Annotated in this window: 22 protein-coding genes and 2 pseudogenes; 13 read left to right on the forward strand and 11 right to left on the reverse strand. The window is 60.9% G+C overall.

All coding sequences use genetic code 11. The features are described 5' to 3' along the window. Positions 1 to 7: 7 nt before the first annotated feature. The 9 genes from NKH91_RS04285 to NKH91_RS04325 form a co-directional block, all read right to left on the reverse strand. The gene (locus NKH91_RS04285; protein WP_352883560.1) at positions 8 to 991 is read right to left on the reverse strand and encodes an ABC transporter ATP-binding protein; all 984 of its coding nucleotides are present in this window, start codon (positions 989 to 991) and stop codon (positions 8 to 10) included. Then, a complete protein-coding gene (locus tag NKH91_RS04290) occupies positions 984 to 1,997 on the reverse strand; it encodes an ABC transporter ATP-binding protein (protein WP_352883562.1) in 1,014 nt (337 codons plus the stop codon). The genes NKH91_RS04285 and NKH91_RS04290 overlap by 8 nt, the downstream gene beginning before the upstream one ends. Beyond that, positions 1,994 to 2,902: an ABC transporter permease gene (locus NKH91_RS04295; protein ID WP_352883564.1), complete on the reverse strand. Its 909-nt coding sequence runs from the start codon at positions 2,900 to 2,902 to the stop codon at positions 1,994 to 1,996. The genes NKH91_RS04290 and NKH91_RS04295 overlap by 4 nt, the downstream gene beginning before the upstream one ends. A gap of 4 nt (positions 2,903 to 2,906) precedes the next feature. Continuing rightward, a complete protein-coding gene (locus tag NKH91_RS04300) occupies positions 2,907 to 3,848 on the reverse strand; it encodes an ABC transporter permease (RefSeq protein ID WP_352883566.1) in 942 nt (313 codons plus the stop codon). A gap of 28 nt (positions 3,849 to 3,876) precedes the next feature. Continuing rightward, a complete protein-coding gene (locus tag NKH91_RS04305; protein ID WP_352883568.1) occupies positions 3,877 to 5,439 on the reverse strand; it encodes an ABC transporter substrate-binding protein in 1,563 nt (520 codons plus the stop codon). A 159-nt stretch (positions 5,440 to 5,598) separates the two neighbouring features. After that, on the reverse strand, positions 5,599 to 6,039 hold the full coding sequence (locus NKH91_RS04310; RefSeq protein ID WP_352883570.1) for a YqaA family protein: 441 nt from the start codon (positions 6,037 to 6,039) through the stop codon (positions 5,599 to 5,601). Positions 6,040 to 6,048: 9 nt separating this feature from the next. Beyond that, positions 6,049 to 7,371, reverse strand: a complete 1,323-nt coding sequence (locus tag NKH91_RS04315; protein ID WP_352883572.1) for an MFS transporter — start codon at positions 7,369 to 7,371, stop codon at positions 6,049 to 6,051. 67 nt (positions 7,372 to 7,438) lie between these two features. Beyond that, positions 7,439 to 8,767 carry a cation diffusion facilitator family transporter gene (locus NKH91_RS04320; protein ID WP_352883574.1) on the reverse strand — a complete coding sequence of 443 codons (1,329 nt, stop codon included), beginning with the start codon at positions 8,765 to 8,767 and terminating at the stop codon, positions 7,439 to 7,441. 8 nt (positions 8,768 to 8,775) lie between these two features. Next, the gene (locus NKH91_RS04325; RefSeq protein ID WP_352454982.1) at positions 8,776 to 9,057 is read right to left on the reverse strand and encodes a metal-sensing transcriptional repressor; all 282 of its coding nucleotides are present in this window, start codon (positions 9,055 to 9,057) and stop codon (positions 8,776 to 8,778) included. A gap of 155 nt (positions 9,058 to 9,212) precedes the next feature. On the opposite strand from NKH91_RS04325, the gene NKH91_RS04330 reads away from it, so the two are divergent. The 7 genes and pseudogenes from NKH91_RS04330 to NKH91_RS04360 all read left to right on the forward strand — a co-directional run. Beyond that, complete coding sequence (locus tag NKH91_RS04330; RefSeq protein WP_352883577.1) at positions 9,213 to 9,545, forward strand: hypothetical protein; 333 nt, start codon at positions 9,213 to 9,215, stop codon at positions 9,543 to 9,545. Positions 9,546 to 9,674: 129 nt separating this feature from the next. Next, positions 9,675 to 10,331, forward strand: coding sequence for a HupE/UreJ family protein (locus tag NKH91_RS04335; RefSeq protein ID WP_352883580.1), 657 nt, complete (start codon positions 9,675 to 9,677; stop codon positions 10,329 to 10,331). A gap of 12 nt (positions 10,332 to 10,343) precedes the next feature. After that, positions 10,344 to 11,132: a hypothetical protein gene (locus NKH91_RS04340; protein WP_352883582.1), complete on the forward strand. Its 789-nt coding sequence runs from the start codon at positions 10,344 to 10,346 to the stop codon at positions 11,130 to 11,132. An 87-nt stretch (positions 11,133 to 11,219) separates the two neighbouring features. Further along, a complete protein-coding gene (locus NKH91_RS04345) occupies positions 11,220 to 11,357 on the forward strand; it encodes a hypothetical protein (protein WP_352883584.1) in 138 nt (45 codons plus the stop codon). A gap of 189 nt (positions 11,358 to 11,546) precedes the next feature. Further along, a complete protein-coding gene (locus NKH91_RS04350) occupies positions 11,547 to 13,373 on the forward strand; it encodes a heavy metal translocating P-type ATPase (RefSeq protein ID WP_352883586.1) in 1,827 nt (608 codons plus the stop codon). Between the two features lie 438 nt (positions 13,374 to 13,811). Beyond that, a complete protein-coding gene (locus tag NKH91_RS04355) occupies positions 13,812 to 14,033 on the forward strand; it encodes a recombinase family protein (protein ID WP_352883846.1) in 222 nt (73 codons plus the stop codon). Between the two features lie 398 nt (positions 14,034 to 14,431). After that, positions 14,432 to 14,986: pseudogene (locus tag NKH91_RS04360) on the forward strand (ABC transporter ATP-binding protein); the annotation flags it as partial. A 272-nt stretch (positions 14,987 to 15,258) separates the two neighbouring features. Here the strand turns inward: NKH91_RS04360 and NKH91_RS04365 are convergent. Next, positions 15,259 to 16,155, reverse strand: a complete 897-nt coding sequence (locus tag NKH91_RS04365) for a LysR family transcriptional regulator (RefSeq protein ID WP_352664953.1) — start codon at positions 16,153 to 16,155, stop codon at positions 15,259 to 15,261. 79 nt (positions 16,156 to 16,234) lie between these two features. Between NKH91_RS04365 and metC the strand changes: the two genes are divergently transcribed. The 5 genes from metC (at position 16,235) to NKH91_RS04390 (ending at position 21,580) form a co-directional block, all read left to right on the forward strand. After that, positions 16,235 to 17,443: a cystathionine beta-lyase gene (gene metC / locus NKH91_RS04370; protein WP_352883588.1), complete on the forward strand. Its 1,209-nt coding sequence runs from the start codon at positions 16,235 to 16,237 to the stop codon at positions 17,441 to 17,443. Beyond that, positions 17,418 to 18,506 carry a transporter substrate-binding domain-containing protein gene (locus NKH91_RS04375; RefSeq protein ID WP_352561897.1) on the forward strand — a complete coding sequence of 363 codons (1,089 nt, stop codon included), beginning with the start codon at positions 17,418 to 17,420 and terminating at the stop codon, positions 18,504 to 18,506. Before metC ends, NKH91_RS04375 begins: the two co-directional genes overlap by 26 nt. Positions 18,507 to 18,571: 65 nt before the next feature. Further along, positions 18,572 to 19,687 carry an amino acid ABC transporter permease gene (locus tag NKH91_RS04380; protein WP_352883591.1) on the forward strand — a complete coding sequence of 372 codons (1,116 nt, stop codon included), beginning with the start codon at positions 18,572 to 18,574 and terminating at the stop codon, positions 19,685 to 19,687. Positions 19,688 to 19,689: 2 nt separating this feature from the next. Then, positions 19,690 to 20,781 (forward strand): amino acid ABC transporter permease, encoded by a 1,092-nt coding sequence (locus NKH91_RS04385; protein ID WP_352883593.1) that lies wholly within the window; start codon positions 19,690 to 19,692, stop codon positions 20,779 to 20,781. A gap of 10 nt (positions 20,782 to 20,791) precedes the next feature. Next, positions 20,792 to 21,580, forward strand: a complete 789-nt coding sequence (locus tag NKH91_RS04390; RefSeq protein ID WP_502898969.1) for an amino acid ABC transporter ATP-binding protein — start codon at positions 20,792 to 20,794, stop codon at positions 21,578 to 21,580. Positions 21,581 to 21,769: 189 nt separating this feature from the next. Here the strand turns inward: NKH91_RS04390 and NKH91_RS04395 are convergent, their stop codons facing one another. After that, the gene (locus NKH91_RS04395; protein WP_352883595.1) at positions 21,770 to 22,840 is read right to left on the reverse strand and encodes an NAD/NADP octopine/nopaline dehydrogenase family protein; all 1,071 of its coding nucleotides are present in this window, start codon (positions 22,838 to 22,840) and stop codon (positions 21,770 to 21,772) included. Between the two features lie 301 nt (positions 22,841 to 23,141). On the opposite strand from NKH91_RS04395, the pseudogene NKH91_RS04400 reads away from it, so the two are divergent. Then, positions 23,142 to 23,195, forward strand: a pseudogene (locus NKH91_RS04400) (hypothetical protein); the annotation flags it as partial. Between the last annotated feature and the right edge of the window lie 134 nt (positions 23,196 to 23,329).

Raw genomic sequence — 23,329 nt, forward strand, 5'->3', positions numbered from 1 at the left:
CCATCCTTCAGATCACCGGGCGGTGGGCGCTATCTGCGAGGTGACAGGCGGCAACGCCGCCGTGGGGCACCATCCGCAAAATTGGTTCCTCGACCCGACAGATATCGATCGCCACGGGACAACGCGTGTTGAACCGGCACCCGGGAGGCGGCGCGCTTGGGCTCGGTGGATCGCCGGCGAGGATGATCCGGCGGCGCCCGGCTTCGATGCGGGGATCGGGAGAAGGAACAGCCGACAGCAGCGCCTGGCTGTAGGGGTGGGCCGGCTCGCGAAACAGCGGCCGGGTCACACCGGCTTCCGAAATGCGGCCGAGATACATCACCGTCACGTCGGAGCAGACCTCGCGCACGATCGCTAGGTCATGCGCGACAATGACGATGGTCAGACCAAGCTGCTTTTGCAACGACGTGAACAGGTTGACGATCTGCGCCCGGATGGAAACATCGAGCGCGCTGAGTGGTTCGTCGCAGACCAATATGGATGGTTTGAGGGCGAGCGCACGCGCAATCGAAACGCGCTGGCGCTGGCCGCCGGAAAGCGACCTTGGCAAACGGTCGAGCACGGTCGCAGGCAGCGCAACCAGATCCAGAAGCTCGGCGATACGGCGGCGGCGCTCTGCCGACGAGCCAAGGCGATGGATCTGCAGCGGCTCCTCCAGCGTCTGATAGACGGTCTGGCGGCGGCTCATCGATCCCAACGGGTCCTGGAAGACGAACTGGACTTCACGGCTGAACGACTTCCTGTCCGATTTCAGCCATTCGGCGCGATCTCTGCCCCCAATCAGGACGGTGCCCTCGCTCTCCTTCTGCAGGCCGACGATGGTGCGCGCCAGCGTGGTTTTGCCACAACCGGACTCGCCGACAATGCCGTGGAACGCTCCGCGCGCGACGGTCAGGTCTATGCCATCGACCGCCCGCACCGCGCCCGCGCCCGAGCGGTTGGCGAAATGGACTTTCAGCCCCTTGACTTCGATCGCTGCGAAATCAGACATGAACGGCAATCCCTTCTCGCCGAAGCACGACCGGGCAGGCCACGCGATGCGGATTTGCCGAGATCGATATCGTCTGAAGCGGAGGTCGGTGTTTTCGGCAACCGGGTTCGACCAATTCGCAGCGGTCGGCGAAACGGCAACCCGGCTCCAGCCTGATCTGGCTTGGCGGCAGGCCCGGTATCTCGCGCGTAGCCACATTGTTGTCAGCACGAAAATCCGGCACCGATGCGAGCAGCCCGCGCGTATAGGGATGGACCGGCTGCGTCAGCACATCCATCGCCGTCCCCTCCTCCGCTACCTGTCCGGCGTATAGCACGATGACGCGGTCGGCGACGGAAGCGACAACGCCGATGTCGTGCGTGATCAGCACGACGGCGATGCCGTCCTCGCGCTGGATCTGGCGGATGAGCTCCAGGATTTGCGCCTGGACGGTGGCGTCCAGCGCCGTTGTCGGCTCGTCGGCAATCAGTACGCGCGGCCGGGCCGCCAGCGCCAGCGCGATCATCGCCCGCTGCAGCATGCCGCCCGACATTTCGTGCGGATAGCGGTTGTAGCGATCCTCGGGATCCGGAATGCCGGAGCGTGCCAGAAGCGAAACCGCTTGCCTGCGCGCAGCCGCACGCGACAGGCCGGCGAAGCGACGCGCCTGGCGCGCCAGTTGCGGGCCGATTTTCAGCATCGGGTTGAGCGCGCTCATCGGATCCTGGAAAATCACGCCGAAATAGCGTCCGCGCAGATCCGACAATTGCCGGGAACCGATGCTGAGCAGTTCGCTTCCGTCGGCTCGCGCCGAACCCCTCATGTCCACCGTCACACCCTCGGGCAGCAGGCCGAGGGGGCCGAGCGTCATGACGGTCTTTCCCGAACCGCTTTCGCCGACGACCGCGACCGTTTCTCCAGGACGAACGTCGAACGACACCCCGTCTACCGCCCGCACCGAAACGGTGGTGGCGTAGAGATCGATGACCAAGTTCTCGATCGAGTAGATCGGCTGATCGTCGCTCATGAGGTCGTTCCCGTTTCGACGGCATTGCGCTCGGCTTCTTCGCGAGCGCGCGCCCTTCGACGTTTGCGCAACGTCGCGCCGCGAACCGGCCGCGGCACCTTTTGCAATGCGAAGGCCTCGCCCAGAAGGTTGAAGCTGACCACGACCAGCGTCAGTGCCAGGCCGGGCAGCACGACGAGGCGTGGCACCTCCTCGATGTAGCTCATGCCATCGACGAGCATCTGGCCCCACTCCGGCGTCGGCGGCGCGACGCCAAGTCCGAGAAAGCTGAGTGTGGCGATGGCCAGCACAAGCGCGCCGGCGTCGGCGCTTGCATAGACGACGACCAGGGCAAGCACATGCGGCAGGATATGGCGGACAAAGATCCAGAGATGGCCGGCGCCCATGACGCGGGCCGCCTCGATATAGGGCTGCTGCAGCTCGGCGGTGACGACGGCGCGGCTCATGCGGGCATAGTTCGCCCACCACGCCAAGGTGAGCGCCGTGATCATCGACCAATAGCCGGTGCCCAAAATGCCGATCAGCGCCAGCGCGATCACCAGGCTCGGAAGCGCCAGCGCGATGTCGATGATGCTGATCAGCACGAGTTCGACACGGCCGCCGACATAGCCGGCAAAGGAGCCGATCGTCACGCCGATCGCCAGGGCGGCGACGAGCACGATGACCATGGCCACCAGGGAAATGCGGGCGCCGCCGACGATGCGGCTCAAGACGTCACGGCCGAGATAGTCGGTGCCGAGCCAGTGGCTCCAGCTCACGCCCTCCAGTGTCGCCGAATAGTCCTGCGCGCTTGGATCGTAAGGCATGATTACCGGAGCGAAGATGCCGACCAGCACAAAGCCGATGACGGGGAGCAGCACCAGCCACGGCCAGTCCTTGATGTCCCTGATTGCGGAAATGTTCATCGTCTCATGCTCCCCTCGCCCGGCGCATTCGCGGATCCGCCACGATGCAGATCATGTCGACGATGAAATTGACCATGACGAAGAAGACGACGAAGAGCAGCAGCACCGACTGCATGCCGATGAAGTCGCGGAAGCGTATGGCCTCGATGAAGAAAGCGCCGACGCCACGCAACGCAAACACCGTCTCGACGACGATCGATCCGATGATCATCAGCGTGAATTGTGCTCCGAACGTCGTCAGGAACGGTATGGCGATGTTGGGGAGCGCCTCGCGCAGCAGCACCTGCGTTCTGGTGTAGCCCTTGGCGAAGCCCGTTGTCGCAAACGGCCGCGACATCGCTTCCTGGAGGTTGACCCGAACGACGCGGCTGAGCACAGACGCCGGGAACAGCGCGATCGTCACCCATGGCAGAAGCCATGAGGTGAAGCCGCTCGTGCCGAAGGTGGGCACCCAGCCGAGCATGACTGAAAACACGATCACCAGCAGCGCCGCCACGAAGAAGTTCGGGGTCGACGCGCCGATCAGCGAAAATGCGTGCAGGAACCTGTCCATCACGCCGCCATTGCTGACGGCGCCAGCAATGCCAAGCGTGATCGACAGGATGAAGGCGAGAACGCCGCCGCCGGCAAGCAGAGCCGCCGTCATCGGAATGCGGGCGGCAAACTCCGACGAGATTGGCTTTCCCGTTCGCAACGAAATGCCGAAATCGCCAGCCAGCGCGCTGGCCAGCCAGCGTCCATAGCGGATCGGCAGCGGGTCGTGAAGGCCAAGCTCGTTGCCGATCTTGGTGATCATTTCGGCGTCCGCGCCGGGGCCTGCCGCACGCTCGGCAATCAGCGCCGCAACATTGCCCGGAGCGGCCGCAACCAGGGCGAATGTCAGCGCGGATGCCGCCAGGATCAAAAGGCAGGCAAGCAGCATCCGTCGCAGGATCGTGCGTTTCATCGTCAGGCCTCGCTTGGGCTCGAAGTCTTCAGGCCTTCAGCGTGATCGCCTTGAACGGCAGATCATAGTCGGTCGCCGGGAGCGAGAAATTCTCCGCGCGCGGATTGTGGGCCCACAGTCGCTGGCTGACGACGAGCGGACAGATGGCGGTGTTGTCGTGGAGCCAGTCGTAGAGGGCCTGCATCTTCAGGTCGCGTTCGGCACCGCTCGCCTCGAGCGCAGCCTTGACCACGCCGTCGAGCGCGTCGGAGACGTAGATCTTGCCGTCAGGGCCGCTGTCGGCGGTCGAGACGAAGGCGTTGCCGAGCGTGCCGTGCGGATCGTAGGGGGCTCCATAGGTGGTGAAGAAAGCCAGGTCATAGTCGAAGGCCGGACGCCGTTCATGCATGGTGGCATTGTCCACCGAGGACACCTGGACCTGGAAACCGACCTCGGACAACTGACCCTGGATCATTTCGGCGATGCGCCGCGACCCTGGCAGGGATTCTTCGGAAACCAGAAAGTCGACGGTCAGAGGAGAGCCAGCCTTGGTCCAGGCCCCGCCGCTGTCGACCCAGCCGCCATCGGCGAGGATCTTCTTGGCCGCCGCCACGTCGCGCACCGGCACGTCATGCCGCTTGCCCGACGAAGGCACATTCGCCGGGAACAGATCGGCGGCCGGATCGGCAAAGCCTTCGAACAGGACCTTGGCGATCGCGGCCCGGTCGACCGACGCATAAACGGCGTCACGGACGGCCTTGTCGGCGATGATCTTCGACTTCGGCGAATAGCCGAGCAGCATCGTCGCGGTGCCCGGCTCGGCCACGACCTTCATGCCGTCGCTTTCCAGCGCACGGGCGCGGCGCGGCGATAGCGTCGCCACCCAATCGCCACCGATGACGTCGAGGTCGCCCGAGCGCAGACCATTGGCGCGAGCGAGCTCATCGGGAACCACCTTCAATTCCATGCGGCTGAAAAGCGGCTTCTCGCCCCAGTATTTGTCGTTGCGAACGAGGCTGGTGCCGCTCGAATCGTATTTTTCGACGATCCACGGACCGGTTCCGATCGGCGCCGTCTGCTTGCCATCCTTGTCGACTGCCTTGGGTGACAGGAAACGAACTGGGCGGACGATGGTGAGTTCAAGCAATGCGGCCGGCACCGGTCGCTTCAGCTTGATCGTCAGCTTGTTCGGCCCATCGGTGGCGATACTGTCGAACGCGTCGGAGATGCCGATCCAGGAGAAGTCGCTCACCCCCATCCAGCGCTTGAGGTTCCACTCGGCTGCGGCCGAGTCAAACGGCGTGCCGTCGCTGAAGGTCACGCCTTCACGTAGATCGAAGGCGATCGAAAGCTGATCGTCGGCGACTGTCCATTTGGTGGCAAGTCCCGGCTCAAGCGCACCGTTCTGGCCGTAGTGGATCAGCGCATCGAAGACGATGGTGTAGGTGCTCAGCGTCGAAACGTTCTGCAGCAAATCGAGATCGCCGGTCTCCGCGGCGATGGCAATCTTCAGCGTGTCGTTGGTTTCGGAAAAGGCGCTGCGCGGAAAGGCGGCGACGAAGGCGAGGCCAGCGGTGGAAACAAGGAAATTGCGGCGGTCGAGAGTGATCATGTCAGTTCCCCATTTTTTGATTGGTGTGATTGTACGCATGCATTTCCATTTGTATAGACATATACGGCGCAAATTCAAGTTGGCGCGCAGCGCTGCGTTTGGCAAAGGAATGCGCCCTCTCGCGTAATGTCGCCATGCCGGCGCGGGTCTCGACAAGGGCTAAATCCAGCTCAGCGTCATCGCCGCCAGCGCGAGATAGCGGCCGACCTTCGCAATCGTGACAATCGCAAGGAAGCTCCAGAACGGCTCCCGCAGCGCTCCCGCCACAAGCGTCAGCGGATCGCCGATGAGAGGCAACCAGCTCAACAGCAGCGACCATCGTCCATAGCGCTGATACCATCGCGTCGCGCGCGTCAGCGCGGAGGGCTTCATCGGGAACCATTTGCTGTCGCGAAAGCGATCGACGCCCCGGCCGAGCCACCAGTTCACGATCGAGCCGAGCACATTGCCGGCGCTTGCGGAGGCGATGAGCGGAGTCGGGGCATAGCTTTCTGTCAGAAGCAGTCCCGCAAGGGCTGCTTCCGATTGCATCGGCAGGATGGTCGCCGCCGCGAACGCGGTCAGAAATAGACCGCCATAGATGGCGAGCTCGCCAGGCATGTTGAGTTCTCAGCTTGTCTTGGGCCATTTCGGGTGCCGATCATCGACGACGTAGCCATGCGAATGCTCATACCCCGCTTCCGACCATACTGCGCCGCCGAGGTGCCGGTCGTCCTCAGGCAGATCGACATGCGTATGTACAAGCACGTCGGGATCATGTTTCGGCCAGAGCCAGACCGCGGCAAGCAGGGCAGCGGCGCCAATGATGCCGAGCAGAATGAATGTGAAAGGCAATCCCATCGCCGCACCGACGCGGCCGGCAATCGGATAGGTGATCAACCAGCAGGCATGCGACAGCGCGAATTGGGCGGCAAACAGAGCGGGCCGGTCGACGGCATCGGCGGAACGCCTGATCAATCGGCCCGAAGGCGTTTGCGCCAGCGAATAGCCGAGCCCGAGCACGAACCAGAGCATCAGCAGCAGATAGTAGCTGCCGGCGAGAGGTCCCACCAGCACGCCCACGACTAGGATCGCGGCGCCCGCGAGCATCGCGACCCGGTCCGGGACGTTCTCAAGCAGTCGCGGCAGGGCAAGAGCTGCAATCATGGATCCGCCGCCAAAGGCGGCGAGCGCCAACGCCGTGTCGCTTTGCGAAAGGCCGAACTGCGCCTGGACCAGGACGACCGTGTTGACGATCACCATGGCGCTTGCCGCAGCGACGGCAAGGTTAAGGGCCAGCAGGCCGCGCAATCGCGGCGTCGCCAGATAGATGCGCAATCCGCGCGTGGTACGATCGTAAACGCCGCGCGGCTGCGACGGTTTAGGGCTCGGCAGGACCACCGACACCACCAGCGCCGCCGAGGCGAGAAAGCCGATAACCGTACCGGCAAACAGGCTATGGAAGCTGATGACGGAAAGCAGCGCCGCCGCCAGCATGGGACTGACGACGCTTTCCAGGTCGTAGGCCAGTCGCGACAGCGACAGGGCTCGCGTGTAGTCCTTCTCCTCAGGCAGCACGTCAGGAATAGAGGCCTGGAAGGCCGGAGTGAAGCCTGCCGACGCCGACTGCAGGACGAAGATGAGAAGATATACCTGCCAGACTTCGGTGACGAAGGGCAGGAACACCGCGACTGCAGCCCGGATGAGGTCGAGCGAAACTAGCATGGTGCGGCGTGGCAGGCGCTCTGCGAACGCAGCGGCGACAGGCGCCACGCCGACATAGGCGATCATCTTGATGGCGAGCGCCGTGCCGAGCACCGCGCCGGCATCGGCGCCTGCAAGATCATAGGCCAGCAGCCCGAGCGCCACGGTGGCAAGGCCAGTGCCGATCAGGGCGATGACCTGGGCCAGGAAGAGATGACGGTAAGTGCGATTGGCCAGGACCTGAAGCATATTTTGCCTTCTTGCAGCGGATTGGGGGTTCGTCGAGCCAGGAATGTAGCGCGACAGCCCGCCTGTCTCAGTGGTGGTGGCCTTCCGGCTCGACCATCTTGAATGGCAGCACCTGCTCGCGACCCTTCGCGACCAGGATCAACCTCGCCTGGAACTCATGCGGCTCAGCAGGGGCGACGGTGCTCTCAAGCCGATGATGGTTGTCTGCAACGGGATGGAGGCGAAGCGTCTCTGGCCCTTCGGGCCGGTCGATTATCACCGTCGCCGCCAAGTCGTCGGCGTGACGATCGATAGTCAGCCGCATCCGCTCGCCGGCCGGTGTATCGACGATTTCCAATGTCCCTTCAGCCAGATCGCAGACTACCTTGAATGGCTCTGGCGCATGATGGTGAGCATGAGAGGTTTCCGCGGTCGGCCCGGCCGGGCTCATCAGGCGGACATTGGCTTCCGCCAACGCCGGCAAGTGGGCGAACAGCTCCTCCTTGAGGGCTTCGGTTACGCCCAGCACGTCCTTGGCGGTTGCCATCCCCGGAACACTGATGGCAACGTCCGCATGCAGACGATGTCCGATCCAGCGCGCCTGCACGCTTTCAACGCGCCCGATGCCCGACACGTGTTCGGCGGCATGATGGATTTCATCGACGATGGCGGGCTCGACTCCGTCGAGCATGCGGGTCAACACGGCTTTCGACGACTGCCAGACGATGGCGAAGATCGCCAGCGTGATCAACAGTCCGACGATCGGATCGGCAAGCGGAAAGCCCAGCCATACGCCGATGGCGCCCAGGACAACCGCCAGGCTAGTAAAGCCGTCGGTGCGGGCATGGTAGCCGTCGGCGATCAGCGCAGCGCTGTTGATCTCTCGCCCGACGCGGATACGAAATACGGCGACCGCTTCATTGCCGATGAAGCCTACGAGGCCGGCGATGGCGACCCAGCCAAGAAACATGATGGGACGCGGATTGATCAACCGGTCGATCGCCTCGTAGCCGGCGACGATGGCACTGAAGAGGATGATGAGAACGATGACGATCCCGGCCAGATCCTCGACCCGGCCCAGCCCGTAGGTGAACGTCTTGCTCGGTTTGCGGCGGGCCAGCACGAACGCGATCCACAGCGGAATGGCAGTGGCCGCGTCGCCGACATTGTGGATCGTGTCGGCCAGCAGCGCCACGCTGCCGGAGAGGAACACGACCACGAGTTGAAGCGCTGCCGTGATGGCCAGAACCACGAATGACCATTTGATCGCCCATATGCCGCGCGTCGTCGTGGCGATCGTCGGATCTATGACGCCATGGGTATGGCCGTGGCCACCATCACCGTGATCATGTCCGTGGCCCCCCATGCCATGCGTCATCGGGCCTAACCCAAACCAATCGCGAACTTTGTCCATCATGGCGCTTCTCACAGGTACTTGGTGATGTCCTTGAACTCGTCGATCGAGCGGCGCTGCTCGCGCGCCAACGGCCCGACGACGTCTTCAAGGCAATGGTTGAGATGATCCTGGATCAGGGTCTTCTTGGCCTGCGAGATGGCCTTCTCGACAGCATGGAGCTGCTGGGCGAGGTCGAGGCAGGGCCGGCCCGCCTCGATCATTTCGATGACGCCCTTGAGATGTCCATCGGCCCGTTTCAGGCGCTTGACGATATCGGGGTGGGTTTCGTGGGTGTGGGATTGGTCGCTCATAGCTTAATACTATCCTCCTGGAGGGGATATGCAAGTCTCAAAGAGGCCTCGATTCTGATGTAGCAAAAACCATTCGTTAGGATTTTAGAGAATAATCGCCGTTCATGCCGAATCGGATCCACAGCACGGTTTTTTGCCTGGTCATCGCTTTAGCGATGATGTTCGGCGTGCTGCGTCCTTTCGGCTATTCGACCTCACACGATCCGATCGCGATTGCCACCGCGGTTGAACGTCAAGGCGGAGCCGCCGCGCAGATCGAAGATCATGGCCGCGCACATGATGATGGCGTTTCCGGCGAGCAGAGCTCTGACCATTTTCACGGGCACAATGCGGCAGACCACTCGCACGAGACAGCGAGTACGCCCGCCGACTCCGCACCGACCGTTCCACAGCTCGAACGGGGCTGGCTGAACTATCCGCCGACTTTCGTCGATCCGGGCACGACATTCCGGCTCGAGCGACCGCCGAGACCGTTCCTCGCCGCATGATCGCGGCCGCTCACGCGGCTACCCTCAACGACGAAGATTGGAAATCTTATGCAAGGACCCTTCGACCGGGGTCGGTCACGCTCGCGCCGCGCGCGTTGGCGACCCACCCTGCCCCTGCTTATCGCTCTCATGACCCTGCCGCTCCTGGGCGGGGCTGCCTTCGCCCACGCCGTGGCCGAGGGCGACAAGGGCTATATCCAGGAAATCTCGGGCATCAACGTGCTGCCCTTCATCTATCTCGGCGCCAAGCACATGGTGACCGGATACGACCACATCCTGTTCCTGTTCGGCGTGATCTTCTTCCTCTACCGGATGAAGCACATCGGCATCTATGTCAGCCTGTTCGCGCTCGGTCACTCGACCACGATGCTACTCGGTGTCTATTTCAACGTCGGCATCAACAGCTACATCATCGACGCGATCATCGGCCTGTCCGTGGTCTACAAGGCACTCGACAATATGGGCGCGTTCCAGCGATGGCTCGGCTTCCAGCCGAACACCAAGGTCGCGACGCTGGTCTTCGGATTCTTCCACGGTTTCGGCCTGTCGACGAAGATCATCGAATACAACATCTCGTCGGACGGCCTGGTGCCCAACCTTTTGGCCTTCAATGTCGGTGTCGAGATCGGGCAGCTCTTGGCCCTTGGCGCCATCCTGATCGTGATGGGCTACTGGCGTGGGACACGTAGCTTCTGGCGCCACGCCTATACCGCAAACGTCATCATGATGACGGCTGGTTTCCTGCTGATGGGATATCAGCTCACCGGCCTGTTTGTCGCAGCATAAGGAACCGAAATCATGTACAACACCGACCTTCCCAGTCGCGCCGATCTGCCGACGTCAGCGCAGCTGAAGCGCTCCACCTTCATTGCCGCGCTGACGGCGCTTGCCTTGCTCGTCACGGTCGTCATGCCATCCGAGTATGCGATCGACCCGACCGGAGCAGGCAGATTGCTCGGCCTCACCAATATGGGTGAAATCAAGACACAGCTGGCAGCCGAGGCGGCAGCTGACGAAACGGCCAGCGCGAAGGCTTCGGCCGAGCGGATGACGCAAATGGTCCCTCCGGCCGAGTTGATGGCGCGCATGGACCGAATTGAAAACCTCCTCGTTGCCCTTACCGCCGAACAGCCCGCGTCGCAGCCATCCCCAACTGGGGAGGCCGTTGCCCAAGATAATGTGACGGTTGGAGAGATTGCTCCTGCCGAGGCTCCGGCCATTGCTGCAGCGCCTGTCGTCGAAGCAACCTCGGAAGCCCCGATCCGCCCAGATGGAAGGCAAGACGAGCTATCCTTCACCTTGGCGCCAGGCCAAGGTGCCGAAGTCAAGCTCGTGATGCGGCAGGGCGCCAAGGCAAACTTTTCCTGGACAGCTGACGGTGGCGTGGTGAACTTCGAGACGCACGGCGATGGCGGCGGTCAGTCCGTCAGCTACGAAAAGGGTCGCAGCGTTCCCGCTGACGAAGGTGCCATTGAAGCCGCCTTCGATGGAAATCACGGTTGGTTCTGGCGCAATCGCGGTGACCGCGAGATAACGCTGACGATCACGACAGAAGGGAACTACATTGACATCAAGCGCGTGATCTAAAGCAGTACGTACGCCCGGCACTTGTGGTGCCGGGCGTACTTGTTTGCCTGTTCCACCATCGAGCGCGGAATTGTGTCGAAAGCTTTCATGAACTTGCTGGTGCTGTGCTTCTCGATCGGCCTTGCGATCACTTTCGTCACGGTCGGGGCCGCCGCTGCCCTGAGCGTCCGGCACGCGACCAGGCGTTGGTCGTGGTTCTCGACCATCGCGCGCTGGGCGCCCTAATTCTCATCGCCGTCGGCCTCTATGTCGGATACCATGGTTGGACAGGACTATCTGCCGCGGGGGCCTGATGCGCTCACGCTTCAAGCCAAAACCGCAATCCGAGATAGCGAGCCAATGGAATCCGAGATAGCAGGCACCGAAAGCGTTGAGCCGGCGCCTAAGGCGGTTCCATCGGGTTGGCGATCGCTGATGACGGGCGAACGTTGGACCGAAGTCGCGCGCATTATATTTACCGGCCTGATGGCCTTTCTGTACTGGCAACAGCTGATTCCCATTCAAGCCTTGTGGGTGGCCGTTGCGATCGGCTTGTATCCGCTCGTCAAAACCGGCGCCGTTGACCTCGTAAAAGAGCGCAAGATCGGTACCGAGATATTCGTCACCATTGCCACGGTGGTAGCGCTGATCGGAGGCGAGACCGTCGCCGGCGCGGTCCTCATGGTGATCATTCTTATCGCGGAGTTCATCGCCGATCTGAATATGGATCGTGCGCGAGCCTCAATCAAAGACTTGATCGGCTCGGTGCCTCAAGTGGCGCTTGTTCGGGACGCAGGTGGCGAACGCATGGTCCCGATCGAGAATTTGCGCGCGGGCGACGTTGTCTTGGTGCGGGCCGGCGAGAAGATCCCGGTCGATGGCACCGTCGTCGGTGGAGCGGCTTCGGTCAATGAAGCATCGATCACAGGAGAGAGCATTCCGAAGGACAAGAGCGATGGCGCCGATGTCTTTGCCGGAACCATCGTCGAATCCGGCGCCCTCGACATCGAGACCGAGAAGGTTGGTGCCGACACCACCTTTGCCCGCATCATCAGTCTGGTCGAGAATGCCGAAGCGGAACAGGCACCCGTCCAGAAACTGGCAGACAAGGTCGCGTCATGGCTGATCCCGGTCGTGCTGATCTTCCTCGTCGCGGTTTATCTTTATACACGCGACATTCGGATGATCGTCACTCTGCTGATTTTCACATCGCCTGCCGAACTCGGATTGGCGACCCCTCTGGTGATCATCGCAGCCATTGCGCGAGCCGCACGCAGTGGAATTCTGGTCAAGGGCGGCGTCTATCTGGAGTCTTTGGCCAAGGTCGACGTCCTGGTGTTCGACAAGACAGGCACCCTGACGGCAAACAAGCCCGAGGTTGTCGGCGTGGAGATGCAGGACGGCACGCTTTCGGAAGCTGATCTGATCGGCCTTGCCGCCGCCGCCGATCGGCGCTCGGCTCACCCCCTGGCGAAGGCGGTCGTCAATTATGCCGCCCGGATGAAAATCGATGTCCCGGAACCGGAGCAGTACGAGCAGTTGCAGGCGCGCGGTGTGAAGGCGACGGTCTCCGGACGCACCGTGCTGGTCGGGAATGCATCGTTGCTGCGCGAGGCCGGCGTGCCGCTTTCCGATGCGATCGAAAAGGGCGGACAGACGCCGGTTCACGTCGCGGTCGATGGGAATTTCGCGGGCGTGATTTTTATTGCCGACACATTGCGACCAGGTGCGCGCGAAGCGCTGGCAAAGCTCCGTGCAACCGGGGTCAAGCGCATGGTGATGGTGACGGGTGACAATGAGGCCACAGCGCGGACCATCGCCAAGGAGCTCGGCGTGGATGAAGTGCGTGCCAATCTGATGCCGCAGGACAAGGTCGCCGCCATCGCCGAACTGCAAAAGCAGGGCCATCGCGTGGCGATGGTCGGCGACGGGATCAACGACGCGCCGGCGCTGGCACGCGCCGATGTCGGCATTGCGATGGGCGGCGGCGGCACGCAGGCAGCGCTGGAAGCCGCCGACATTGCATTGATGAAGGATGATCTGGCAAGAATTGTCAGCGCCCGCGCGATTGCGCGACGCGCTTACCGGACAATTCAGGAAAATATCTTCGTCGGTGTCGGTGTTGTGCACGTTTTAGGCATTACCGCAGCGCTGATGGGCTGGATCGGTCCTATCCAGGCAGCGATTTTGCACTTGGGGCCAGATGTCCTGGTGTTCCTGAATTCGGCAAAACTGCTGCGCGTTCGAATCCAAGATGTTTAGCGCATCTCTTTGGAGCCTAGGCGCTAGCAGTTCTTTGGACGACAAATGCGTCCAATTCGCATGGTCCACGAAACCCGGCAACCGCAACCAGAGCACGCTTACTGCTGGGGCGCTAGTGGCGGTGTGCCGCCACCCAGCCGCATACCCGATCACAAGCAATGTCACGATCACGGCTGCCACATCGTACCAGCCGCCTGTCCATGAAATTCATCGTTACACTAAATATCGCGCTGCGCTTGGCAAGCCAGCGATTTCTTCGATCCTTTGGTCGTCGGTTTCGTGACGAGCGACCCATCTGATCCCCTGATGACGGAGTAGCCAAGCAGGGAGTCCTAAGAAGCGCGTAGGCCTGTCTGCGGTGCCAAAGCAGCCTCGGGTGCAAATGCCTGTCGGCTGCGCTCGTATTTCTAAAACTGATGATCAGGATCTGGCCTGCAGCTGCGTGCCCTCAAAGCCGCCGGCTGCAAGCAGCTCGCGGAGGAGCGAGCATCTGGACGACGCTGGGATCGCCCCGAGGTCCATCGGCTTCTTGGCGAGCTAGACGAAGGCGACATCGTGGTTGTCCGGAAACTCGACCGACTGACGCGTTCACTCAAGGACATGCTCCTTATCCTCGAGAAGATCGAAGGCCGCCGGCGCCGGGTTCTGCTCACTGACTGAGGCAATCGAATTCGAGCGAGCCATCTCTACGTCGCAGGCATATATCCGCGCTCCACACGCCCTGGCGTTGGTTGTGATCGGCAGCCAGACTGGCCAGCCACTCTGTGCGCAGGCGGATAGAGGTGAGTGTCGATCGCAAATTGCAGAAACGTTGCCAGCGGACAATTGCGCAGTCCGCGCGTCACGCGTAACCCTCGCAGGTCCGTAGCAAGAAAGCCGGCCCGACGATCAATTCGGGCCGCCCCGAGAAACTGATCACCAGGAGCAGGAGGGAACAAACCAAACAGTGTCGCTTTCCATGAGAACGCCGCGCAAGGTGTCAACCATACCCTCGCGTCCGGAGTGCCCGGCCGTAAAACACAGCAGCCAAATTGCCGCGAAGATTGCGGCCGCAAGTGGGCCGCGACCGTGGCGTCGTCTTCCAGTCCTACACCTTGCTGCCATGGCTGACGGCGCTGCAGAATGTCGAGTTCGCGCTGCGCGAGACCGGGCATGATGCGAAGGACATCCCCGAGGTGGCGCGCCAGCATCTCGACCTGGTGAAGCTTTCGCGGTTTGCCGACAGCTTTCCAAGTCAGCTTTCCGGCGGCATGAAACAGCGCGTCGCCATTGCTCGCGCTTTGTCCTACCGGCCGAAGATGCTTTTGATGGACGAACCCTTCGGTGCGCTCGATGCGCTGACCCGTGGCCAGATGCAGGAGCTCTTGATGCAGATCTGGCAGGAGCATCGCCTGACCGTGATCTTCGTCACGCACGATGTCGAGGAGGCGGTCTATCTGTCCGACCGCATCTTCGTCATGGGCCTCAACCCGGGTCGTATCAAGGAGTGCATTCCGGTGCCTACCGTCAGGCCGCGGCCGACCGGCATTCAGCATGATCGCAATGTCCTGGAGCTTCAGGCAAGAGTGCTGAAATCCATTCGGGAAGAGACCAGCCGCGCGGACTTTGAGTGAGTTCGATAGCCTCCATTAGGGCAAGGAGCAGGGCCGACAACTCTGCGGCAAGCGAAATCTCTCGTTCAGCGAACACACACAATTAAAACCTGACGCAACCCGAGAGCGTGGGCCGTGAGATTCAAGCTCTGGCTTGAGCTGTCTACTATTCTGTGGCCTGATACGGCATGCTGGATCGAGACCAGCGTCAGTCGATCGACGAATTCAAGGCCATCACCAAACACCTGGGGCGGTCACTGGGGTTGGGCTCACAAATGCGATAGTTCCTTCGCCTAGACCTCGCTCGACAGCGCATTGCGCGCTGCATAAAGCTCGGCGATGAAATCGGTTGTCAACGTCGAGTTGATGCCGTCTGGGGGGCGCAAAATCAGTGCTCGGAAATGCACGGCTGGCTCGAATGGCTTGGCGACGATGCCGTCGATCATGCGGTCGGCAATGACGGAAGGATTGACCAGACCGATACCCATGCCCTTCGCGGCAAGGATCGCAATGGTCAGACCGTAAGGTGTTTCGATCAAGACGCGCGGCCGCACACGATGCTCGGCAAAGATCTTGTCCATGGCGAGCCGCACCGTGTCTTCCGGCGACAGTGCCAGGAACGCCTCACCCTCAAGATCAGCAGGCCTGACCACGGGCTTGCGGGCCAACCGATGGTTCTTCGGCATCACGCAGACAGCGCGCGGGGTGGTGAAGATGCTGTGCAGAACGCCTGTCGTGTCGATCTCGTCGGCAGCGAGACCGATGTCGAAACTGCCAGATGCCACCAGATCGCGCACGACGTTGGACGTGCGCACCTGATAGCTGATGCGAACCTGTGGATGTTTGTTCGAGAAAGCCGCGATGGCACGTGGCACCAGACCGTGGCCGAGTGCCGAGAGGCTGGCAACGCGGATCGTCCCCGTCCCGACTTCCTTGATCTGGGCCGCGCGCAGCTTGAGCCGACCCAACCCCACCAGATTGGCCTTTACCTCGATGTGGAAAAGTTCTCCTTCTCGGGTCGGCACCAGCCTGCCGCGGATACGGTCGAACAGCTTGAAACCGAGCTCCGATTCCAGCTTCGTCAGAGAGCGACTTATCGCGGGCTGCGAAGTATCCAGCAGCGTCGCCGCTGCTCCGGCGCCACCCGTGATCATGATTGCGTTGAACACATCGATGTCGCGCGGGTTCATTGGCGTTCCATATCAAAAGTGGATTACCTTTATCGCCACGGTCATAGATGGCAATGGGCGAGCCAGTTAAAGTCCGCCCATGACCCGACACGACGACACTTCACATATCCATCCTCCCAGGCGCTCGGAGGAGCCATTCAGGTCGTTGGCGATGCCAGTTGAACGCGCCTCCACGGTCGTCTTCGACGATCTGGATTCCTTCGAGCGCCGCGTCGAGCGACTGTACGATGGCTTCAGTTACGGACTTTACGGGACTCCGACCAGCCGCCAGTTGGAAGACCATATCGCTGCACTGGAAGGTGGATCTCGGGCGCTCGTCGTCCCTTCCGGAATGGCGGCCATAACGCTGACGACCATGGCCGTCTGCCATGGTGGCGATCGGGTTCTGATCCCGGAGACGTTCTATGGGCCGGCACGCGAAATGGCCGCCCGCCTTCTCGCTCCCCTTGGCATCGATACGGTGACCTACGACCCCAAGCTCGATGGAAGACTTTCGGCGTTAATCGATGGCAGGACGCAGCTGGTCTGGGTGGAATCGCCGGGATCCGCGACCTTCGAGGTACAGGACGTGCCGGCAATCACGGCTGCGGCCCACGAGGCTGGCGCGCTTGTCGCGGTCGACAACACCTGGGCCTCACACTTGCTGTTCAAACCACTCAAGCATGGTGTCGACATCTCGATGCAGGCACTTTCCAAACATGCTGGCGGCCACGGCGACCTGCTGATGGGCTCGGTGGCGATGAACGACGAGACCTTGTTCCGGCGGTTAAAGGATACCGCGCGTTTTCTCGGCTACGGCGTTTCGCCGGAGGATTGCGCATTGTGCGAGCGTGGCCTGATGACCATGCCGGTGCGCATGCGCCAGGCCGACAGCACCGCGCAGAACATCATATCGTGGCTGTCGGAGCGTCCCGAGGTTGCGCAGATCCTGCATCCGAGTGAGCCCGACCATCCCGGCCACTCGACCTGGAAGCGTGACTTCGCCGGATCGGCAGGTGTCTTCTCGTTTGTGTTGCAGCCGGAACTGGCGCCCCACCAATCCGAGGCTCTGCGTCGCATGCGACTGTTCAGGCTAGGTGCAAGCTGGGGCGGGGTGCACTCGCTGATCTCCGTCAGTGATCCTCGAAAGGGCCGCAGTGGCCTCGACTGGCTGAAGCCTGGCCCTGTTTGGCGGCTCTCTATCGGCCTGGAGGCCGTCGGCGACCTTCTCGCCGATCTGTCACAGGCCTTCGAGCACTTTGCGGAAACGCGACGAACCACAATTGGCGACGCCAAGGCTGCAGAATGACAACAACTTCAACGAAAGGGGAATGGATATGAAATGCGAAGGGCATAAATGGCTTGCCGCCTTAGCGATCGGGCTGGTCGGCCTGGCTTCAAGCGCGGGAGATGCGGCCGCGCAAAGCGTCGTCGAAAAGATAAAGGCACGCGGCTACGTCAGTTGCGGCGCGAGCCAGGGAGTGCCCGGTCTCTCTCGACCCGACGAAAAGGGATATTATCGCGGCTTCGATTCCGACATCTGTCGTACATTTGCGGTCGCCATTCTTGGGGACAAGGATAAGATCCGATACGTGCCGCTCAATGCCGCTCAGCGACTTCCTGCGCTACAGACTGGAGAAATCGACATTTTGTCGCGCACGTCCACGATCACCTACACACGCGATGCCGTGGTCCGTTTCGTCTGGATCAACCTCTATGACACGGATGGCATCCTCGTCCGCAAAGCGGACAAAATCACCGAGCCGAAGCTGCTCGACGGAAAGACTGTCTGCCTTCAAGGCGGCGGCAGCTTGACCGAGAAGGCGATCGAGGAAACCGAGGAGGAGTTCGGGATCTCGATGAAGAAGGTCTACTACGACTCGACCCTCCAGGCCCGCGATGCCTTCTTCGGCGGCCGCTGCGATTCCTACGTCACCGATGGAACCGCGGCAGCAGGGCAGCGTGCCTCGGTCGCAAAGAATCCTAACGATTACGACATCATCAAAGTCGGAAAGGCTGCCGAGCCCAATGGCGTGGCGATCGCGCGCGGTGATGAACAGCTCTTCGACATCGTTCGATGGACGATAAATGCCCTGTTCTGGGCAGAGGCCAACAACATCACGTCGGAAAATATCGACGAAAAGCTCGCTGGGGGCAATTCGGAGGTCCAGCGAGTGCTGGGCAAGGAAGCCGGCTTCGGCAAGCCCCTCGGGCTGGATGACAATTGGGTCTACAACGTCATCAAGCAGACCGGCAATTACGCCCAGATTTGGGATCGTAATCTTGGCAAGGATAGCCCGCTCAAGGTCGAACGCGGCTTGAACGCCCTGTGGAAAGATGGCGGCTTGAACTACCCTTTCCCGTGGGATTGAGGCGCGTCGAGGGGAGCGCCTGGCGCTCTCCTCGCTTCCGATAGCGATGTGGATCCGAGGTCAGCATGTTGAGTGACGCCAAAACCAGATCAATCATCATTCAGGCCGCCTTGGCGACTGCTTTCCTGGCGTTCGCCGCGCTACTCGTCAGCACCACCTTCGCCAACCTTGAGGCGCGCGGTATCCCGATAGGCTTTGACTTCTTGTCCATGCCGTCCAGGATCGTCATCTCCGAGGCAATCCTCACATACAAGTCGCGCGATCCGTACTACTGGGCCATTGTAGTCGGGCTGACCAACACAGTCTTTATTTCCACGCTGGTCATCGTCTTCTCGTCCATTCTCGGACTGATCGTGGGCATCACGCGGCTGAGCAGTAACCCACTGGCTGCAGGCACATGCCGCGTGTGGGTGGAACTGGCGCGCAATTCGCCCCCTATCGTCCTTCTGATCTTCCTCTATTCGCTGTGGTGGAAAATGTTGCCGCCAGTCGGCGAGGCGCTCAACCCGCTGCCTGGCGTCTATGCTTCCATGCGCGGTTTCGTGGTCCCAGCCGTTGGCGTCGACGTAGGCATGACCGGTCTCCTCATGATCTTGTGCGCCATCGCGCTCGCTATCGCAGGCTGGATCGCAGTACGCAAAGGATGTTCGCCGAAGGCTGTCGTGCCCAGTGTGCTGGCAGTTAGCGCCGCAGGAGTTTGGCTCGCGGACGCGCGGTTCACCATCGACTGGCCCGTCTTCGCCGGTTCGAACTTTGAAGGTGGCAAAGAACTGACCCCTGAGCTCAGCACGATCCTCATCGGACTGACCCTCTACACAACGGGCTTCGTGGCAGAAATCGTGCGTGGCGGTGTCCTGTCGATCGGCCGTGGCCAGTGGGACGCTGGCCATTCGCTTGGCCTTCCGCGCGGCAAGATATTGCGCCTGATCGTCATCCCCCAGATGCTGCGGGTAATCGTGCCACCGCTCAACAGCCAGTACATCAACGTCGTCAAGAACTCGACCTTGGCGATTGCGGTTGGCTATCCGGATTTCCTTGCAGTCATGAATACAACCATCAGCAAGTCCAGCCATTCCATTGAAGGCGTCTTCATCATTCTCGGCGTCTATCTCGCCCTCAATCTCACCATGTCAGGCGCAGCCAACTGGTACAACCGCCGCATCGCCATCGTGGAGCGATAATCATGAAGGCCGTTTCTCTCCCGTTACCCGTCGAGCCCCTGGAGCGACGTGTTCGCTTCCCAGTTCTGCAGCGTACTGCCGGGCTCCTATTCGGTACGCCTCTCAACGCCGCATTGACGCTGGTGTTTGGCACTCTGCTGATGGTCACCGTCCCGCCAGTGCTGCGCTGGCTGGTCATAGACGCAGTGCTGTTCGAACGCGACCCGAACGCCTGTCGTGCGGCGGCTGGAGCCTGCTGGAGTTTCGTATACGCCAAGTCCGGCCAACTCCTGTTCGGCATCTATCCGATTGATGACCGCTGGCGTCCCGCCATTGTGTGCCTACTCATCCTGGCGCTGCTGGGCTGGTCCGTTCGCCCGGCGAGCTGGAGACCCCGATTGCTCGTGCTCTGGTTGGCAGCATTCGCGTTGATCGTCTGGTTGATGGGTGGTGGCCTTGGCCTGGTCGAGGTCCCCACGTCCTCATGGGGCGGACTTCCGGTAACGTTGATACTGACCGTCGTTGCCATCGGCGTCGCCTTTCCGGTCGGCATCCTGCTTGCGCTGGCCCGACGCTCTTCAATGGCTGCGGTGCGGATCGGCGCGGTAGTACTGATTGAATCAGTGCGCGGCCTTCCCCTCTTATCTATCCTGTTCGTGGCATCGATCATGATGCCGCTCTTCCTGCCGGAATCGCTGCTGCCCGACAAATTCGTGCGCGCGCTGGTTGCTCTGACCATTTTTGCGGCGGCCTATCTGGCCGAGGTCATCCGCGGCGGGCTTCAGGCTATCCCCAATGGGCAATACGAGGCCGCCGCCGCGCTCGGCCTTCCCTTCTGGCGCACCCAGTACCTCGTTATCCTGCCACAGGCCATCCGCGTGGCCATCCCTGCGTTAGCCAACACCATCATCGTCATGATCAAGAACACCAGTCTTGTCCTCGTCGTGGGCCTGTTCGACTTGATCAGTTCCGGCAAGGCAGCGCTTGCGGATCCCGAATGGCCATCGCCGGCGGCCGAGACCTTTCTCTTCATCGGCGCGATCTTCTTTGCGCTCTCCTTCTCCTTCGCCCGTTTCGCCGACTTCCTCGAACGGCGCGGTCCGACATCGCACTAGGAACAAGAACATGTTGTCTTCCACTCCTCGCACGCGACATGCTGAACCTGGATCTTCTACTGCCGAGATGGCTGCCGTCGAGATGATTGGCGTCAACAAGTGGTACGGGACCTTCCATGTCTTGAAGAACATCAATCTCACCGTTCGTCGCGGCGAAAAGCTGGTGATCTGCGGACCGTCTGGCTCTGGCAAGTCGACGATGATCCGTTGCGTCAACCGGTTGGAGGAGCATCAGAAAGGTCATATCGTCGTAGACGGTACTGAGCTAACGAACGATCTGAAGAGGATCGATGAAATCCGCCGCGACATCGGCATGGTGTTTCAGCATTTCAACCTCTTTCCGCATCTGACCGTGTTGGAGAATTTGACATTGGCGCCGATCTGGGTGCGCAGACTTCAGCGCAATGAAGCTGAACAGACGGCCATCCACTATCTCGAGCGCGTGGGGATTCTCGATCAGGCGCACAAATATCCCGGCCAGCTCTCTGGCGGCCAGCAGCAGCGGGTAGCCATTGCTCGCTCACTCTGCATGAACCCGAAAATTATGCTGTTCGACGAGCCGACCTCGGCACTTGATCCCGAAATGGTCAAGGAGGTGCTAGATACAATGGCGTCATTGGCCGGTGATGGCATGACAATGCTGTGCGTCACCCACGAGATGGGATTCGCCCGCCAGGTTGCGGACCGCGTTGTGTTCATGGACCAGGGCGAGATTGTCGAGACCAACACTCCGGTCGAGTTCTTCACAAACCCGCTTCACGAACGCAGCAAGCTGTTTCTTAGCCAGATTCTGAATTAAGTAATTGAACTCGTCGGCCTTGACGAGTTCAATGTCTCTATGTCGATTTTGTTCGCACATTCTGCCAAAATCGATCCCCGACGCTTGCCGACAACTGGATTGGTATCCGCTGTGAGCGCGTCGGCCGATGCGTTGATAACATCCTAGACGATCGGCTTTGTTTGTATTGGCCGATGCTGCAATCCACTCTTAAAATCCTTTGCGGCAGAGGTTTTCGAGATCCGCTTTTGCCATTCCCTCGATGCCGAGCGCAGGAAGAATATCATTGTCGGCCTTGAGATCCCGGCCATAAGCCGCCGACAAGATGGAAATTCCGGATTCATGGAGTGTCGCCGGATTCCCGCTGATCTTCCCCAGAACGGCAGTCGGTAGCAGGCCGAACGGAACATCCTCGAGAATATAGCGGCTCTCGATGGTTGTCGGGCCAAACCCGCCGCGGCCTTGACGATCCATCTCCTGGTTCATTTCCGAAACAGTGCTCATGGGGACGTGGAACGACAATGAAAAATGCTCCTGGACGGTACGAACCGCGATACCGAAATGGGCAGCTATGGCCAACCGTTCGGCATCCAGAGCCTCGATAAAGCGGCCAACGGCAGGAGTGACATTCCCCCCCTGGCTCCACTGCTCGGCCTTCTCCATGCGTGTGAGATTGAGAAGGGCAATTCCCAGATGGTTCTGCGGATTGAGGTTGCTGAGCGCAATCGCCAGCAGACCATCCCGCTTGACGAAACGATCGCCGAACAAGGCCGTGCAAAGCTCGTACCCTTGGTCGAGCGCATCGAAAGGCAGCGTCGCAACGTCAAGCTTCTGGCGAATGGAAGTGACATTGACTTCGGTTGATCCGAGCTGGCGACCAGTCAGTAGTGTTGTGCCCCAAACGACGATCGGCAACCTGACCTTGCGCTCCGTCAACCGCTTCCAGAGATACAGAGCCCCGAACGAACTATGCGAACTGATGATGACCGGAATTCCATCTGCCAGATGAGGGACGGCGGCGTCCATCACCATCTTGTGGCCGTAAGCCGGAAGCGCGATCACCACCACGTCCGCGTGATCGATAGCATCTCTACAATCCTTGGCAATGCCCACCGGCACCGTCGCCTCGATATCCCCCGTCGCCTTCAATAATTCGCCAGTAGCCAACGTTCGGGTGCGGCGTCCCGACGGTGACCAAAGTGTTGGCGAATGTCCCGATTGTGCCAAATAGGCGGCAAGGCCATAGGCAATTGCTCCGGCGCCCAGAATACTCACGCGCATACTATTCCTCCTGCTGCAGGCTTTTTGGTTCGAGAATCCTTGCCGTCCCCGCCTACAAGTTTTTTCATCACGAGGTTCCGAATTGGAGTCACGTCGGTTGCCCCTGCCGTTTCGATCAAGGGCTCCGGCTCTTAGCCGCCAAAGCGCCGTTGGGAACATTAGTTTCCGCTTGACATATATCAAAAATGAATGAGACGATGTCAATCATACGGATTTCACATGTAGGGAGAATATGGAAACTCGGGACCTTCAGACCTTCCTTGCGGTTGCTGCCAGCGGCAGCATTACCAAGGCGGCTGACATGCTCGGGCGTTCCCAACCTGCGGTGACACGCACCATTCAGGATCTTGAGGCCGAACTTGGCTTCGAATTGCTGCACCGGGTCGGTCGACGGGTGCAGTTGTCCGAAGAGGGTGTCGCATTCGAAGAAGAAGCGCGGCGACTGCTGATGTCCTTCACCGAACTTGCAGCGCGGGCCAGGATGATCGC

Origin of the sequence: Mesorhizobium sp. M0894 (assembly GCF_040319725.1) — a bacterium.
Taxonomy (GTDB): domain Bacteria; phylum Pseudomonadota; class Alphaproteobacteria; order Rhizobiales; family Rhizobiaceae; genus Mesorhizobium.